This window comes from Pseudomonas sp. Pseusp9, assembly GCF_059491265.1.
In genome coordinates this window covers 3,751,794-3,768,041 of sequence record NZ_CP168500.1, presented here as the reverse complement: position 1 = coordinate 3,768,041, position 16,248 = coordinate 3,751,794, and the positions used below count along the sequence as shown (strand labels likewise).

Genomic DNA, 16,248 nt, shown 5'->3' with positions numbered 1-16,248 from the left:
CCCACAGGTACATCGCTGTCCTTGTGGGAGCGAGCCTGCTCGCGAAAGGCGCGCCGCGGTCTTTCTGATTCAACGCCGCAGGTATGACCCGAAATCAATATCCCCGGCACTCAGGATCGCCTGCACCCGGTTGTGCACATTGAGCTTGCGCAGTATCGCCGAAACGTGGGCCTTGACCGTGGTCTCGGCGATTTCCAGGGTGTAGGCGATCTGCTTGTTCGATTCGCCCTTGGTCATGCGCTCCAGCACTTGCAGTTGCTTGCGGGTCAGGGCCTGGAGCAGTTCGGGCGGGAAGCTCGGAGTGTCGTTCATCCGCCGTTGGGTGCTGCTTTTGGCAGTGCGGATGATGTCCGGGGGCAGGTAGACATTGCCATTGAGAATTTGCTGAATGGCATCGGTCATCTGTGCGCGCGGTGAAGACTTGGTAATAAAACCCACGGCACCATAGGTGATGGCTTGCAGCACGATCTGTTTGTCTTGCTCGGCGGAAACAATCACCACCGGAATGGTCGGTGCTTCGTTGCGCAGGTTGATCAGGCCATTGAGCCCGTGCATGCCGGGCATGTTCAGGTCGAGCAGGATCAGGTCGAGGTCATCGTGTTCCCGGGTCAGCGCCAGGGCGCTGTCCAGGTCAGCGGTTTCCATCACTTCGCTGCCGGCAAAACCGTCGCTGATGACGTTGTGAATGGCTTCGCGAAACAGCGGGTGATCGTCGGCAATCAGAATTTTGTACATGGCCTTTCACCTCATTATTTTGATTATGGTGTGGCAACTACACGCACGCGTAAAGCTTCAGGGAAAGGGCTCGGGTGTGGCCGGCGAAACCGGCAGATTGGCCGCTTGCCAGGCGTCCAGGCCATCGCGATACCAATACAGGGTCTTATAGCCCATGGTGGCTGCGCGTTTGACCGCGTTCCAGCTCAACCAGCAGTCGGAGCGGCAATAGAAGACCAGCGGGTGCGTCGGGTCGCCGCCAGCCAGTGACTTCAGGTTGCGGGAGAAATAATCCTGCCAGGCGGGCGTCAGGTCGCCGTCGCCGGTATTGGCCAGCCAATGGCTGCCGGGCAGGTTTTCATGGGGCTGGTCCTCGATGAATTGCCCTTGCAGCCACTGACGGCGGTAGACGTCGATCAGCACCGGGCGCGGGTTTTGGCTGAGCAGCGTCTGCAGGGCGCGGGTGTCGACGATGGTTGCGCCGTGCAGCTGGTCGGGCGTCGGGCTGCGGTACAGGCCGATGCGATAGCCGTCGGTGGAGAACAGCGCTGTGTCGGCCTGTGCAGTACTCAGCAGCAGGCTCAGTGACAGGGCGGCGAGAACAGGGCGCAACAGGCGACGTCGGGCACGCGGCATGGGTTCAGTCCTTATAGTTATGGACCTATTACATGCCAGTCGGAGGACGTTGGGAATGCGACGATAGACAGGGAAACCAGTACTAAAGTAGTAATTTCACCCAGTTCAAAAAAGATCACCTGTAGGAGCGAGCCTGCTCGCGAAGGCGTTGTGTCAGTCAACTCATTCATTGAATGTACCGCCGTCTTAGCGAGCAGGCTCGCTCCCACATTGGGATCGTGTTGTTACCCGGTTTTGCGCAGGGCGGCGTGTTGGGGGTTGAAGGTCAGCACCGCGAGCAGCGCGAACAGCAGCGTCAGCCCCACGCACACCGCCAGCGCCAGCGGATTGAAGCGCTCATACAAGGCAAAGCGCACCAGTTCCACCGCATGGCTGAACGGGTTCAGGGCGCACAGCCAATACAGCCACTCGCTGGCCTCGCGCATCTTCCACAGCGGATACAGCGCCGATGACAGGAAAAACAGCGGGAAGATCACGAAATTCATCACCCCGGCAAAGTTCTCCAACTGACGGATCGCGTTCGACAGCAACAGGCCCAGTGCGCTGAGCATCAACGCCACCAGCAGCAGGGCCGGCAACGCCATCAACAGACCCAGGGCGGGTGGCCGTACGCCGTAAATCCAGGCAATCGCCAGAAACGCATACACCTGCAACAGCGAAATCAGTGAGGTGGCCAGCAGCTTGCTGCACAGCACGAAGGTGCGTGGCAGGGGGCTGGTCAACAGCACGCGCATGCTGCCCATCTCGCGGTCGTAGACCATCGACAGTGACCCCTGCATGCCGTTGAACAGCAGGATCATGCAGGCCAGCCCCGGAATGATGTAGACCTCATAGGGAATGTAGGTGTCGTAGGGCTCGATGATGGCGATCCCGAGCGCTGCGCGAAAACCGGCCGCGAATACCAGCAGCCACAGCAGTGGCCGCACCAGGGCGCTGAGAAACCGCGTGCGTTGCAGCACAAAGCGCAGCCATTCGCGTAGCACGATGCCGCTCAAGCATTGCCAGTAGGCTGTCATTGCGTGGCTCCTGTGGTCGTCAGGCGGGTGAATGCCGAACCGAGGTCACCGCCGTGTTCCAGGCTCAGGGCATCGGCTTGTCCGCTGGCTACCAGCCGGCCTTGATGAAGAATCAGCAAGTCGTCACTGGGCTGCACTTCGTCGAGCAGGTGAGTGGTCCAGAGCACGCTGATGCGCTCCTCGCGACACAGGCTGCGCAGGTGCTGATTGAGCGCCAGGCGACTCGCCGGGTCGAGGCCGACACTGGCTTCATCGAGCAGCAGCAGACGCGGCTCATGCAACAGGGCGCGGGCAATTTCTACCCGCCGACGATGGCCGCCGTTGAGTTCACGCACCCGTTCGCGGCGGCGCTCGGTCAGGGCCTGGCGGGCCAGTTCGGCGTCGACCCGAAGGCCGCTCTGACGCCGGGACAGGCCATGCAATGCCGCGTGATAACGCAGGTTCTGCTCGACGCTGAGGTCCAGGTCCAGCGTGCTTTGCTGGAACACCACGCCCAATTGCCGGAGTGCATTGCGTGCCGCGCTGCGCAATGAACAGCCACCGACGCGGATCTCGCCTTGTTGCAGATCATAGAGCCGGGTCAGCAGGGCAATCAGGGTCGACTTGCCCGCACCGTTGGGCCCCAGCAGCGCGGCGAAATGCCCGGGCTGCAGATTGAAACTCACCTTGCGCAAGGCCTCCCGGGTACCGTAGGCGAAGCTCAGGTCACTGACTTCAAGGGCGTTCATGGCGTCACCACCACGCCCCAGGGATAGCGCCCGACCTTTACCGACTTGCTGACCTTGAGACTGTCGACATCGATCACCGAGACATCGCCGCTGACGCCGTTGGTGGTCAGCAATTGCTTCTGGTCCGGAGTGAACGCCATCTGCCAGACCCGTCGGCCCACCAGCAGGTAATCGACAATCTCGAAGGTTCTGGCGTCGACCACCGCGACGTGATTGGCCGGGCCGAGGGCGACGAATGCGTATTTTCCATCGGCGCTGAGCTTGATGCCCACCGGTTGCACCTTGTCCGGGTGCACGCCCTTGATCTGGAAGTTCAGGGTCTTGAGGACGTTGCGGCTGGCCACGTCGAGAATGCTCACGGTGCCGCCGATTTCCGCCGAAGCCCAGAGCTTCGCGCCATCCGGGGAGAACTCGACGAAGCGCGGTCGCTGATCCACCAGGGTGCTGTCGGCCAGGGTCTGGGTGCTGGTGTCGATCCAGTGCAGCATGTTGGTGGTTTCGCTGGTATTGACCGCCCACTTGCCGTCAGGGCTCACCGCCATGCCTTCGGGTTCGACGCCGACGTTGATCTGGCCGAGGACCTTGGAGGTCTCGGTGTCGATCACCGTGACCAGTGCATCGTCTTCGTTGGAGACATACAACCAGCGATTGTTCGGGTGCAGGGCGAATTGTTCAGGGTCTTTGCCCGAGGGCAATTCCTTGATGATCTTGCGCGTGGCCACGTCCATCACCTGGACCCGGTCCGAGTCACTGGCGCAGATGTACAACAGCTTGTTGTCATGGGACAGCAGCAGGCCGCGGGGGCGCTGGCCGACGGGCAGGGTGTCGGTGACTTGCAGGGTCTGCATGTCGATCAGGCTCAGGCTGTTGTCCTTTTCGTTGGAGACCCAGGCCGTGCTGGCGACGGCGTGGCCAGCGGCGAGCAGCAGGGCGCATGAAAGCAGGGTGCGGCGCATGGCAGTGTCCTTGTTGTAGTTGTTGTGTTCAGGGAAAGCGGCAGCTGACCTCGTTCTTGTCGTAGCCCAGGCTGTCCATCTCGTTGAACGGGTGCAGAAAGCCGTCCTGGGGTGAGGTGCTGACCAGTGCCCGGGGCTGGACAATGGGAATCGGCTGGCGCAACTGGCCGTTCCACGGCCGATAGCTGAGCTTGCGGCCCTTGAAGCCGTCGAGCGGCAACTGGTCGCTGATTTCAAGCGTACGGATCGCCATCGGCTCGGCCTGACGCAGTTTGCTCACGGCGCTGGCGATACTGCGCACGGCAATCCATGCGGCGAAATCGCGGTCGTTCATCCAGCGTCCGGCCAGGGCTTCGAAGCGTTTTTGCAGTTGCGCGGCGCCGTAGGTTTCCACGGTCTTGTGCCAGCCCACCGGGGTCAGGCCCTGGGTGCCGGCGACCGGGCGCGGGTACCAGGTCTGGTAGGGCACGTATTCACCGAAGTCGCCGCGTTCATCGGCCACCAGTACCACGTCGTACTCGGCGGTCTGGGTGAACAGCGGCATATCCGCCTGGGCACTGCGCCGCTGGTCGTTATCAAAGCTCCAGGGTTTTTCCGCCACCAGTTGCAGGCCGAAGCGCCTGGCGGCGCGGCGCAGGGCGGCGGCGTAGGCTTGATCGTCCGCCGTCGGGCCGACTATCAGCAGCGCCCGCTGCCATTTGCGCAGCACCAGAAACTGCACCAGTGCATCGGCGAGCATCGCCCGGCTCGGCAAGGTGTGCAGCACGTTCGGCAGGCAATCGCTGGTGCGCAGGTTGTCGTCCGGGCTGCCGGCGTTGAACAGCAGGCTGTCGGGCAGTGCGGCACTGAGCTGCTGCAGGCTGCCTGCGGGTGCGTTCACCACAAACAGGCGCAGACCTTGTTCGTGCTGCACCTTCGCCGCTTCGAGCAAGGCTTCGGGGCTGTCGACGCTGGCGCTGACCAGACTGTAGCCGTGATTGAGAAAACGCCCGGTGCTGTTGCTGTCGGTGATCGCCAGTTCGGCGCCGCGCAGGCCGGCATCAATGGGTTCGGGAATGACGTTCGACAGCAACGGGCCAGGGTCGGGGCGATAACCCAGGTAGCCGATGCGCACCTGCAAGGGGGCATCCGCGGCCTGGCTATGGGTGGCCAGGCCGGCGGCACAGGCAATCGCCAGCAGATAGATCAGGGCATAAGGGGCAAGCTGGCGCATAAGGCTCTCCATGACCGGTAGCGCCAGCATAGAAAGCCTGTGGTGCAGTGAAAATATGCAGAAAGTACCGAAGGGCCAGTACCAAGGTAGTAGCCCGCCACGTACGGCGCGGTTCTAGCATGGGCAACCACGGCCATCGATCTGGAGGGGGTTGACCATGCGTATCGTCAAAACACTGCTCCTGCCGTTTCTGCTGATCCTGACCCTGATCGGCGTCGACCGGCTCCATGGCCCGCGTCCGCAGTCCACCGATCGCCTTACGACCAAGGGAGTAGATGGCGACCACCAAAGCAGCATGGGGCCTGTGCGCAGGGCTTTCTAAGATGACCGCCATAGCCTCTGACAAGAGGTTTTGCGTGCAATCCTGAGGGCAGAACAATGACAACAAAACGCAACGCCTTGCTCGTGACCGGGCTGCTGGCCGGTCTTATCAGCGCAGGTTCCGTGTGGGCCCACGGCAACGTGGTACCCCAGGCTGTGGAAACCAAGGGACTGACGCCGATCAAGGACGCCGGTGTGCAGCTCGATGCCGACGGCTGGGCTGCGGTAAACCCTTATCGCACCGCCCCGGAACATGACAAGGCAGTGGAAATCGGCGCCTCGGCCTATACCCAGAACTGCGCGGCCTGTCATGGCCTGGAAGCCAAGTCCGGAGGTATCGCCCCCGACTTGCGCATGCTCGATGTCGGTGAGTCGGGCGATGAATGGTTCGCCGAACGGGTACGCCACGGCGCGGTGCGCGACGGTCGGGTGTACATGCCGAAGATGGCCGACTACCTGAGCCAGGAAGCGCTGTGGGCGGTGCGCACCTACCTGGACACTGTGCACGTCGAGGAGTGACCCATGCGCCTGCTCGCGGTGATGCTCGGCGCTCTGTGGCTGTGCTGCCAGCCGGCGCAGGCGCAGGTTCGCAACTACGACGAAATGATCGCCGCCGGGGAGCTGAAGGTGGCGGTCTACAAGGACTTCGCCCCCTACAGTTTCGAAAGCGGCGGAAAGCCCCAAGGGGTCGATGTTGAAATTGCCGAGGCCTTGGCCAAGGCACTCGGTGTGCGCCTGTCGCTGATCTGGGCGCCGGCCGGGGAAAAGCTCGATGACGACCTGCGCGACTACATCTGGCGTGCCAGTGCCTTGCACAATCAGCAACTGGCCGACCTGATGATGCGCGTGCCCTACGACCGTGACTACGCGCAAAAACGTAATGAGTTCGGCGAACTGGAAAATGGCCATGTGGTGATGTTCGGTCCGTACCAGAACGAACAATGGCAGGTGGCCTATGACCGTCGGCGGCTGGACAAGGTCGCCAGCGTCGCGGTGTTCGAGCAACACCCGATTGGCGTGGAAGTCGACAGCGTACCGTCGTTCTACCTGACCTCGGTGTTCAACGGCATGCTCGCCGGCAAGACTCATCACTATCCCGGCGTGCCCCAGGCGTTTGCCGCGATGAAGGCCGGAGAGGTCGACGCGGTGATGGCCATGCGTGGCGAGATCGACTGGCAGGTACACCTGGCCGCCGACCCGCAAGTGGCACTGGCAGAAAACGCCTACCCGAACATGGGCAAGCAGCTTTGGGAAATCGGCATGGCGGTTCACGAAAGCAACCGTCAACTGGCCTATGCCGTGGAAGAGGCGCTCGAAGGCCTGATTCGCGAAGGCTCGGTGAAGGCAATCTACGGCCATTACGGCCTGCGTTATGACGTGCCCGAGATGTATCAATAGGAGCAGGCGATGAAATGGCGAGGGAGTTGTCTGTTGGCCTGCTGGTTGAGCCTGGCGGCCCAGGCCGCCGATATCGATCCCGGCAAGGATCCGGTGCCATCGGTGATGTGGACGTTCTATCACAAGCAGTTTCTTGGCGATGCACCGTTCGTTTTCGATGACCGGGTCAAGTTGCTGGCGCCGCCGTTTGCCGAAGACGCCCGGCAGGTGCCGCTGGAAATCGACGCCCGGGCGTTCAATGGCGAGGTGGTGAAAATCCTCGCCTGGGCAGAGCTGAACCCTTTACCGAAAATCGTCGACTTCCAGCCGCTGGATTCCGTTTTGCCCTGGCTGTCGCTGCGCATTCGCATCGAACAGGCCACGCCCTTGCGCGCGGCGGTGTTGACCCGTGACGGCCTGTGGCACGTCGGTTCGACCCTGATCGACGCGGCGGGTGGTGGCTGCACCGCGCCGAGCGTGGTTCGCAGCCAGCCGGGTTGGGAGGAGCACATCGGCGAAGTGTTCGGCGGCCGCTATCCCCGGGGCGAGTTCAATCGTTTGCGTTTGCAGGTGGCCCATCCCATGGACAACGGCATGGTCAGCGGCATTCCGGAGTTCTTCATCAACCATGCCGAACTGCGCGACCGCAGCGACCAGGTACTGGTCCGGCTGGAGCTGTTTCCCGCCGTCAGCGAAAACCCCAACCTGGCCTTCGACATCGTAGGGGCAGGGCAAACGCGCCTGTTACTGCGGGACAACAGCGGCAATGAGTTCGATGCATCAATTCCCTGACCCAAAGGAGCGTGGCATGCGCTGGATACTGCTGATGGTGTTGTGCGTCAGTCTGCCGACCCTGGCCGACCTCGAATACTCGCTCAAGCCCCGGCAGATTGCCCAGGACACCTGGTTGCTGGAGGGCAGCACTGATAATTTCGCCAAGGCCAACGGCGGCAACATCGTCAACACGGCGTTCATCGTCACTGAACGTGGTGTGGTAGTGATCGACAGCGGGCCGTCGAAACGTTACGGCGAAGCGATGCGCAAGGCGATTGCCGCCACCACCGACAAGCCGGTGATCCAGGTGTTGCTGACCCACCATCATCCTGACCATGTGCTGGGCAACCAGGCCTTCACCGACGTGCCGATCGGTGCCTTGGCCGGCACCACCGGGCTGATGCATCAGCAAGGCGATGCCATGACCGAGAACCTGTATCGAATGGTCGGCGACTGGATGCGCGGCACCGAAATGGTATTGCCCAGCCAGGTGCTGACGCCCGGCGTGACAAGTTTTGGGAATCACGATTTGCGTCTGCTGAGCCTGGGTGGGCATACGGGCGCGGATCTGGCTATTCTCGACCAGCAAACCGGCGTGCTGTTTGCCGGGGACCTGGTGTTTTATCAACGGGCGCTGACCACGCCCAACAGTCCGGGGCTTGCGCAGTGGCTGGCGGATATCGCGACCCTGCAAGGCTTGCCCTGGACGCTGGTCGTGCCCGGCCACGGGCCGGTGGCAAGCGATCCACGACCCTTCGAGCAGATGCGCGATTACCTGACCTGGCTCGATCAACTTATGCGCGACGGCGCCGCCAATGGCAGCGACATGGCCGAGATGATCCGCAGCCCCATCCCCGAGCGTTTCACCGGGATCAACCTGAGCCGATACGAACTGATTCGCAGCGTCAGCCATTTGTACCCGCGTTACGAGCGCGGGCAGATGAGCCGGGTGGATTCCAACGCTGACAACTGACCTACACGCCGATCCCCTGTGGGAGCGAGCCTACTCGCGAAAGCGGTATATCAGGCAACTTCAATTCTGATCGTAAGGGCCCCTTCGCGAGCAGGCTCGCTCCCACAGGAGATCCGTGTCGAGCGCAAATTCCAACCCCCTACCAAGGAACTAGAAAACTCCACATTGCGGGCAATTGTTGCCAGGGCGGCGGCGCCCAAGAATCTGCACCAGACCGGGAAAATTTCCCGGGCATAACAAAAATTGCAGAGGAAGCCGTCATGACTCAACCCGCACGTCGCCAGCCCTTCGTCCTGAGCCTGCTGCTCAGTGCCATGCTGTTGTCCGGCCAGGCATTGGCCGGGGTTTCCGACCAGGACATTCTCCAGGACCCGAAGAATCCCGAGCAGGTCGTGACCAACGGCTTGGGTGTCCAGGGGCAGCGCTACAGTCCGCTGGACATTCTCAATGTCGACAACGTCAAGGAGCTGCGACCGGCCTGGGCGTTTTCCTTCGGTGGTGAAAAACAGCGTGGCCAGCAAGCGCAGCCGATGGTCAAGGACGGCGTGATGTACATGACCGGTTCCTACTCGCGAGTATTCGCTGTGGATGCGCGCACCGGCAAGAAGCTCTGGCAATACGATGCGCGCCTGCCGGATGACATTCGTCCCTGCTGCGACGTGATCAACCGTGGCGTTGCGCTGTATGGCGACCTGGTGATCTTCGGCACCCTCGACGCCAAGCTCGTGGCGCTGAACAAGGACACCGGCAAGGTGGTCTGGAGCAAGAAAGTCGCCGACCACAAGGAAGGCTACTCGATCAGCGCCGCGCCGTTGGTGATAAACGGCAAACTGATTACCGGCGTGGCCGGAGGCGAGTTCGGCGTGGTGGGCAAGATCGAAGCCTACGACCCGAAAAACGGTGACCTGCTGTGGACCCGGCCGACGGTCGAAGGCCATATGGGCTACGTCTACAAGGACGGCAAAGCGGTGGAAAACGGCATCTCCGGTGGCGAGGCGGGCAAGACCTGGCCGGGCGATCTCTGGAAAACCGGCGGTGCGGCCCCTTGGCTTGGCGGCTATTACGACCCGGAAACCAACCTGCTGCTGTTCGGTACCGGCAACCCTGCACCGTGGAACTCGCACCTGCGCCCTGGCGACAACCTCTACTCCTCATCGCGCCTGGCACTCAATCCGGACGACGGCACCATCAAGTGGCACTTCCAGAGCACGCCCCACGACGGTTGGGATTACGACGGCGTGAACGAGCTGGTGTCGTTCAATTACAGCGAAGGCGGTAAGGAGATCAAGGCGGCGGCCACTGCCGACCGTAACGGTTTCTTCTACGTGCTGGATCGTACCAACGGCAAATTCATCCGTGGCTTCCCGTTCGTGGACAAGATCACCTGGGCCACCGGCCTGGATAAAACCGGCCGGCCGATCTACAACGAAGCCAGCCGTCCCGGTGCCCCGGGTTCCGAAGTCAAGGGCAGTTCGGTCTTCGTCGCGCCGGCGTTCCTCGGTGCGAAAAACTGGATGCCGATGGCTTACAACAAAGACACCGGGCTGTTCTATGTGCCGTCCAACGAATGGGGCATGGACATCTGGAACGAAGGCATCGCCTACAAGAAAGGTGCGGCGTTCCTCGGCGCCGGATTCACCATCAAGCCGTTGAACGAAGACTACATCGGCGTGTTGCGGGCCATCGATCCGAAAACCGGCAAGGAAGTGTGGCGCCACAAGAACTACGCGCCGCTGTGGGGCGGGGTGCTGACCACCAAGGGCAACCTGGTGTTCACCGGTACGCCTGAAGGATTCCTGCAGGCGTTCAACGCCAAGACCGGCGAGAAAGTCTGGGAGTTCCAGACCGGTTCCGGTGTGCTCGGCTCGCCCGTGACCTGGGAAATGGACGGCGAACAGTATGTCTCGGTGCTCTCCGGCTGGGGTGGCGCCGTACCGTTGTGGGGGGGCGAAGTGGCCAAGCGGGTGAAGGACTTCAACCAGGGCGGCATGCTCTGGACCTTCAAGCTGCCCAAGGACCTGGTAGCCAAACACTGACCTCAATGCGCAATCCTGTAGGAGCGAGCCTGCTCGCGATGAACCTGAGAACACCATGGGGTGTCAGGTGCCCAGCGTCATCGTTGACGACCATCGCGAGCAAGCTCGCTCCTACAGGGATCGGTGCAGAACCTACGACCAAATAACGAGAGCCCCTCCTGCCAACGATGCATTCGTCTGGTACGCGGGGCTCTCTAGTATCGGCTCATCGCCTGTCAGCACGACAGGCTCCGACCCAGACAGAGGCCCATCATGATCTACGCACAACCCGGAACCCCAGGCGCCGTCATTACCTTCAAGCCGCGCTACGGCAACTTTATCGGCGGCGAATTCGTCGCGCCGGTCAATGGCGAGTACTTCACCAATACCTCGCCGGTCAACGGCGAAGTGATTGCCGAATTCCCGCGCTCCAGCGCCGCCGACATCGACATGGCCCTCGACGCTGCCCATGCCGCCGCCGACGCCTGGGGCAAGACCTCGGCCCAGGATCGCGCCCTGGTGCTGCTGAAAATCGCCGATCGCATCGAGCAGAACCTTGAGGTCCTGGCCGTCACCGAAACCTGGGACAACGGCAAGGCCGTGCGCGAAACCCTCAACGCCGACGTGCCGCTGGCGGCCGACCATTTCCGTTACTTCGCCGGCTGCATCCGCGCCCAGGAAGGCGGTGCCGCCGAGATCAACGAGCTGACCACGGCCTATCACTTCCATGAGCCGCTGGGCGTGGTCGGGCAGATCATTCCGTGGAACTTCCCGCTGCTGATGGCCGCCTGGAAACTCGCCCCGGCCCTGGCGGCGGGCAATTGCATCGTGCTCAAGCCCGCCGAACAGACACCTCTGTCGATCATGGTCTTCGCCGAGCTCATCGCCGACCTGCTGCCGGCGGGCGTACTGAACATCGTCCAGGGCTTCGGTCGCGAAGCCGGCGAGGCCCTGGCCACCAGCAAGCGCATCGCCAAGATCGCCTTCACCGGTTCGACCCCGGTGGGTGCGCACATCATGCATTGCGCCGCCGAGAACATCATTCCCAGCACCGTCGAACTGGGCGGCAAGTCGCCGAACATCTTCTTCGAAGACATCATGAACGCGGAACCTGCGTTCATCGAAAAAGCCGCCGAAGGCCTGGTGCTGGCGTTCTTCAACCAGGGCGAAGTCTGCACCTGTCCGTCCCGGGCGCTGGTGCAGGAGTCGATCTACGAGCCGTTCATGGCCGAGGTGATGAAGAAGATCGTCAAGATCAAGCGCGGCAACCCGCTGGACACCGAGACCATGGTTGGTGCCCAGGCGTCCGAACAGCAATACGACAAGATCCTCTCGTACCTGACCATCGCCCAGGAGGAGGGCGCCGAGCTGCTCACCGGCGGCGCGGCCGAGCGTCTGGAAGGCGACCTGTCCAGCGGTTACTACATCCAGCCGACACTGCTCAAGGGCCACAACAAGATGCGTGTGTTCCAGGAAGAAATCTTTGGCCCGGTGGTGGGTGTCACCACCTTCAAGGACGAAGCCGAAGCCCTGGCCATCGCCAACGACAGCGAGTTCGGCCTCGGTGCCGGCCTGTGGACCCGCGACATCAACCGCGCCTACCGCATGGGCCGGGCGATCAAGGCCGGGCGCGTGTGGACCAACTGCTACCACCTGTACCCGGCGCACGCCGCGTTTGGTGGCTACAAGAAGTCCGGCGTCGGTCGGGAAAACCACAAGATGATGCTCGACCACTATCAGCAGACCAAAAACCTGCTGGTGAGCTACGACATCAACCCGCTGGGGTTCTTCTGATTCCTTGAGCACGACGCATAACCTGTAGGAGCGAGCCTGCTCGCGATGGTCGTCAACGATAACGCGGGAAGCCTGGTGCCCCGTGGCGTTCTCGGGATCATCGCGAGCAAGCTCGCTCCTACAGTATTTGTGTGTACATGACGATCGCATACCCCCTACCAAATCACCCCCAAAGCTCCTTCGAAAGTAGCATTCGGGCGCTCGACGCCCCGTGCATTAATGGCATTACCGGAATCACCCGGGCACAAGAAGAGGAATGACCCATGTGGACTAAACCCGCGTTTACCGATTTGCGCATTGGCTTCGAAGTGACGATGTATTTCGCCAACCGTTGATTGATCACCCGGCCAGCCGATGCGTTGGCCGGGCCTGCCTTTCGGAGTATCTGCCATGTACATCCGCGTTCTCGGTTCCGCAGCCGGCGGTGGCTTCCCGCAGTGGAACTGCAACTGCCGCCAGTGCGCCGGCGTGCGCAATGGCAGCCTCCAGGCACAGCGCCGTACGCAGTCGTCGATTGCCCTGAGTGACGACGGTGTGGCGTGGGTGCTGTGCAACGCTTCACCGGACATTCGCGCGCAACTCGAGAGTTTTGCGCCCCTGCAACCGGCGCGGCGACTGCGTGACAGCGCCATCGCCGGCATCGTGCTGCTGGACAGCCAGATCGACCATTGCACCGGTTTGCTCAGTTTGCGCGAAGGCTGTCCGCATGCGGTGTGGTGCACCGAGCGCGTGCATCAGGACCTGAGCAGTGGTTTCCCGTTGTTCGAGATGCTTGGGCATTGGAACGGCGGACTGCAATGGCAACCGGTCGGCCTCGATCGCCAGCCGTTCGGCATCCCGGCCTGCGAGCATTTGCAATTCCGTGCGATTCCCCTGGTGAGCAACGCGCCGCCGTATTCGCCCAATCGCGGCAACCCGCAACCGGGCGACACCATTGGCCTGTTCATTGAAGACCTGCGCAACGGCGCCTCGCTGTTCTATGCCCCGGGCCTCGGGCAAATCGACGATGAAGTGCTGGGCTGGATGCAGCGTGCCGATTGCCTGCTGCTGGACGGCACCCTGTGGCGCGACGATGAGATGCGTCTGTGCGAAGTCGGCCAGAGCCTGGGCAGCGAAATGGGGCACCTCGCACAAAGCGGCCCCGGCGGGATGCTTGAAGTGCTGGAGGGGTTCAACCGCCAGCGCAAGGTGCTGATCCACATCAACAACACCAATCCGATCCTCGATGAAAACTCGGCCGAGCGGGCGCTGCTGGAGCGGCGGGGGATCGAAGTGGCCTATGACGGCATGGGTATTGAGTTGTAGTCGATGGCCCCTTCGCGAGCAGGCTCGCTCCCACAGGGGGCACCGCATTTTCAATGTGGGAGCGAGCCTGCTCGCGAAGAAGCCAGACCAGACGCCGCAGAACTTTCCGGAGAACCGCAATGACTGACAACGCAATGACCCCCACAGAATTCGAAGCCGCCCTGCGCGCGAAGGGCGCCTACTACCATATCCATCATCCGTTCCACCAGGCCATGTACGCCGGACGCGCCAGCCGCGAGCAGATCCAGGGCTGGGTCGCCAATCGCTTCTACTATCAGGTCAACATTCCCCTGAAAGACGCTGCGATTCTGGCCAACTGCCCGGACCGTGACGTGCGCCGGGAATGGCTGCAACGGATTCTCGACCACGACGGCGTCCCCGGCAGCGAGGGCGGTATCGAAGCCTGGCTGCGCCTGGGCGAAGCCGTCGGGCTGGATCGCGAGCGGATTCTGTCCCAGGAACTGGTATTGCCCGGGGTGCGGTTTGCGGTGGATGCCTACGTCAATTTCGCCCGTCGCGCCTGTTGGCAGGAAGCGGCCAGCAGTTCGCTGACCGAACTCTTTGCCCCGCAGATTCATCAATCGCGACTCGATGCGTGGCCCACCCATTACCCGTGGATCGACGTCGCAGGCTACGACTATTTCCGCACGCGCCTGAGCCAGGCGCGGCGTGATGTCGAACATGGCTTGCGCATCACCCTGGCGCACTACGTGACGGCCGAGGGGCAACGACGCATGTTGGAGATTCTACAGTTCAAGCTCGACGTGCTGTGGAGCATGCTCGATGCCATGAGCATGGCCTATGAGCTTGCGCGCCCGCCGTATCATACGGTCACCGGCGACAACGTCTGGCACCGGGGGATCGCCCTGTGAGCCTGATCGATCGCCAGCAGTCACCGGCCTTGCGTCGCGGTTTTCGTCTGCAATGGGAGCCCCGTCAGGCCTGCCATGTGCTGCTGTACCCCGAAGGCATGATCAAGCTCAACAGCAGTGCCGGACAGATTCTCGACCTGGTGGACGGCCAGCGCAGCGTGGCGGCGATCATTGAGCGATTGAGCGCGAATTTCCCCGGAGTACCGGGGATCGACGAAGACGTGCTGGCGTTTCTGGAGGTGGCCCATGCGCAATTCTGGATCGAGTGAGGCGCTGCCCGGACCGCCGTTGTGGCTGCTTGCCGAGTTGACTTACCGCTGCCCGCTGCAATGCCCGTACTGTTCCAATCCATTGGATTTTGCCCGGCACGGCGAGGAACTGAGCACGGAAGAATGGATCCGCGTATTCCGTGAAGCGCGGGACATGGGGGCCGCGCAATTGGGCTTTTCCGGTGGCGAGCCGCTGGTACGTCAGGACCTCGCCGAACTGATCAAGGCCGCCCGGGACATGGGCTACTACACCAACCTGATCACCTCCGGCATCGGCCTGACCGAGCAGAAGGTACGTGACTTCAAGGTAGCCGGGCTGGACCATATCCAGATCAGTTTCCAGGCCGCCGACGAAGCGGTGAACAATATGCTGGCCGGTTCGCGCAAGGCCTTCGCCCAGAAACTCGCGATGGCCAGGGCGGTGAAAGCCCAGGGCTATCCGATGGTGCTGAACTTCGTCACCCATCGGCACAACATCGACCGGATCGAGCAGATCATCGAGCTGTGCCTGGAGCTGGAGGCGGACTTTGTGGAACTCGCCACATGCCAGTTCTATGGCTGGGCCGAACTCAATCGCGTCGGCCTGCTGCCGACCCGTGAACAATTGCTACGGGCCGAGCGCGTCACCAACGAATATCGCCAGCGGCTTGAGGCGCAGGGCCATCCCTGCAAGCTGATCTTCGTCACCCCCGACTACTACGAAGAGCGTCCCAAGACCTGCATGAACGGCTGGGCCAACCTGTTTCTCGACATCACCCCCGATGGCACGGCATTGCCTTGCCACAGCGCCCGGCAATTGCCGGTACAGTTTCCCAACGTGCGCGAGCACAGCCTCTCGCACATCTGGAACGACTCGTTCGGCTTCAACCGTTTTCGCGGCGATGACTGGATGAAGGAGCCGTGCCGCTCCTGTGACGAAAAGCACAAGGACCTGGGGGGTTGCCGTTGCCAGGCCTTCATGCTGACCGGTGACGCCGCCAATGCCGACCCGGTGTGCAGCAAGTCCGCGCACCACGGCGTGATCCTCAAGGCTCGCGAAGAAGCCGAGGCACCGGGGTTGGGGATGGAGCACCTGACATTGCGCAATGAGAAGGCGTCGCGGCTGATCTATCGCGGATAAATCAAGCAGCACAAATCCCTTGTAGGAGCGAGCCTGCTCGCGATGGTGTGTCAGTCGACACCTGTTTTGCTGACACTCCTTCGCGAGCAGGCTCGCTCCTACAGGGGGCTGCGGTGAATTCGAATGGGCTACCCATTGGTCTGATTGCATTCGCAGCTGGATGGT

Annotated in this window: 18 protein-coding genes; 12 read left to right on the top strand and 6 right to left on the bottom strand. The window is 62.1% G+C overall.

Annotated elements, in window-relative coordinates; all coding sequences use genetic code 11:
• Nucleotides 1-69: 69 nt before the first annotated feature.
• From ACEN8E_RS16810 to ACEN8E_RS16785, 6 genes are all read right to left on the bottom strand, one after another.
• The gene (locus ACEN8E_RS16810; RefSeq protein WP_057397452.1) at nt 70-735 is read right to left on the bottom strand and encodes a response regulator transcription factor; all 666 of its coding nucleotides are present in this window, start codon (nt 733-735) and stop codon (nt 70-72) included.
• Nucleotides 736-792: 57 nt separating this feature from the next.
• Nucleotides 793-1,350, bottom strand: a complete 558-nt coding sequence (locus tag ACEN8E_RS16805; protein ID WP_495589064.1) for a PQQ-dependent catabolism-associated CXXCW motif protein — start codon at nt 1,348-1,350, stop codon at nt 793-795.
• Nucleotides 1,351-1,574: 224 nt separating this feature from the next.
• Nucleotides 1,575-2,366 (bottom strand): ABC transporter permease, encoded by a 792-nt coding sequence (locus ACEN8E_RS16800; protein WP_495589063.1) that lies wholly within the window; start codon nt 2,364-2,366, stop codon nt 1,575-1,577.
• The gene (locus ACEN8E_RS16795; RefSeq protein WP_495589062.1) at nt 2,363-3,094 is read right to left on the bottom strand and encodes an ABC transporter ATP-binding protein; all 732 of its coding nucleotides are present in this window, start codon (nt 3,092-3,094) and stop codon (nt 2,363-2,365) included. The genes ACEN8E_RS16800 and ACEN8E_RS16795 overlap by 4 nt, the downstream gene beginning before the upstream one ends.
• On the bottom strand, nt 3,091-4,050 hold the full coding sequence (locus tag ACEN8E_RS16790; RefSeq protein ID WP_495589061.1) for a YVTN family beta-propeller repeat protein: 960 nt from the start codon (nt 4,048-4,050) through the stop codon (nt 3,091-3,093). Before ACEN8E_RS16790 ends, ACEN8E_RS16795 begins: the two co-directional genes overlap by 4 nt.
• A 28-nt stretch (nt 4,051-4,078) precedes the next feature.
• Nucleotides 4,079-5,263, bottom strand: coding sequence for an ABC transporter substrate-binding protein (locus tag ACEN8E_RS16785; protein ID WP_495589060.1), 1,185 nt, complete (start codon nt 5,261-5,263; stop codon nt 4,079-4,081).
• A gap of 157 nt (nt 5,264-5,420) precedes the next feature.
• Here ACEN8E_RS16785 and ACEN8E_RS16780 point away from each other — a divergent pair, with 157 nt between their 5' ends.
• From ACEN8E_RS16780 to pqqE, 12 genes are all read left to right on the top strand, one after another.
• Complete coding sequence (locus tag ACEN8E_RS16780; RefSeq protein WP_495593409.1) at nt 5,421-5,585, top strand: hypothetical protein; 165 nt, start codon at nt 5,421-5,423, stop codon at nt 5,583-5,585.
• 56 nt (nt 5,586-5,641) lie between these two features.
• Nucleotides 5,642-6,103: a cytochrome c-550 PedF gene (gene pedF, locus ACEN8E_RS16775; RefSeq protein ID WP_495589059.1), complete on the top strand. Its 462-nt coding sequence runs from the start codon at nt 5,642-5,644 to the stop codon at nt 6,101-6,103.
• Between the two features lie 3 nt (nt 6,104-6,106).
• On the top strand, nt 6,107-6,982 hold the full coding sequence (locus ACEN8E_RS16770; RefSeq protein ID WP_495589058.1) for a substrate-binding periplasmic protein: 876 nt from the start codon (nt 6,107-6,109) through the stop codon (nt 6,980-6,982).
• A gap of 9 nt (nt 6,983-6,991) precedes the next feature.
• Nucleotides 6,992-7,753, top strand: coding sequence for a quinoprotein dehydrogenase-associated SoxYZ-like carrier (locus ACEN8E_RS16765; RefSeq protein ID WP_495589057.1), 762 nt, complete (start codon nt 6,992-6,994; stop codon nt 7,751-7,753).
• A gap of 16 nt (nt 7,754-7,769) precedes the next feature.
• Complete coding sequence (locus ACEN8E_RS16760) at nt 7,770-8,708, top strand: quinoprotein relay system zinc metallohydrolase 1 (RefSeq protein WP_495589056.1); 939 nt, start codon at nt 7,770-7,772, stop codon at nt 8,706-8,708.
• Nucleotides 8,709-8,968: 260 nt separating this feature from the next.
• A complete protein-coding gene (locus ACEN8E_RS16755; RefSeq protein ID WP_429368324.1) occupies nt 8,969-10,744 on the top strand; it encodes a PQQ-dependent methanol/ethanol family dehydrogenase in 1,776 nt (591 codons plus the stop codon).
• 252 nt (nt 10,745-10,996) lie between these two features.
• On the top strand, nt 10,997-12,517 hold the full coding sequence (exaC, locus tag ACEN8E_RS16750) for an acetaldehyde dehydrogenase ExaC (protein ID WP_495589055.1): 1,521 nt from the start codon (nt 10,997-10,999) through the stop codon (nt 12,515-12,517).
• 263 nt (nt 12,518-12,780) lie between these two features.
• Entirely contained in the window at nt 12,781-12,852 is a 72-nt protein-coding gene (gene pqqA, locus ACEN8E_RS16745; RefSeq protein ID WP_003253598.1) for a pyrroloquinoline quinone precursor peptide PqqA, read from the top strand.
• Nucleotides 12,853-12,907: 55 nt separating this feature from the next.
• On the top strand, nt 12,908-13,822 hold the full coding sequence (gene pqqB, locus ACEN8E_RS16740) for a pyrroloquinoline quinone biosynthesis protein PqqB (protein ID WP_495589054.1): 915 nt from the start codon (nt 12,908-12,910) through the stop codon (nt 13,820-13,822).
• 119 nt (nt 13,823-13,941) lie between these two features.
• The gene (gene pqqC / locus ACEN8E_RS16735) at nt 13,942-14,694 is read left to right on the top strand and encodes a pyrroloquinoline-quinone synthase PqqC (RefSeq protein ID WP_495589053.1); all 753 of its coding nucleotides are present in this window, start codon (nt 13,942-13,944) and stop codon (nt 14,692-14,694) included.
• Nucleotides 14,691-14,963: a pyrroloquinoline quinone biosynthesis peptide chaperone PqqD gene (pqqD, locus tag ACEN8E_RS16730; RefSeq protein WP_495589052.1), complete on the top strand. Its 273-nt coding sequence runs from the start codon at nt 14,691-14,693 to the stop codon at nt 14,961-14,963. The genes pqqC and pqqD overlap by 4 nt, the downstream gene beginning before the upstream one ends.
• Nucleotides 14,941-16,083: a pyrroloquinoline quinone biosynthesis protein PqqE gene (gene pqqE / locus ACEN8E_RS16725; protein WP_495589051.1), complete on the top strand. Its 1,143-nt coding sequence runs from the start codon at nt 14,941-14,943 to the stop codon at nt 16,081-16,083. The genes pqqD and pqqE overlap by 23 nt, the downstream gene beginning before the upstream one ends.
• The last annotated feature ends 165 nt before the right edge of the window (nt 16,084-16,248 follow it).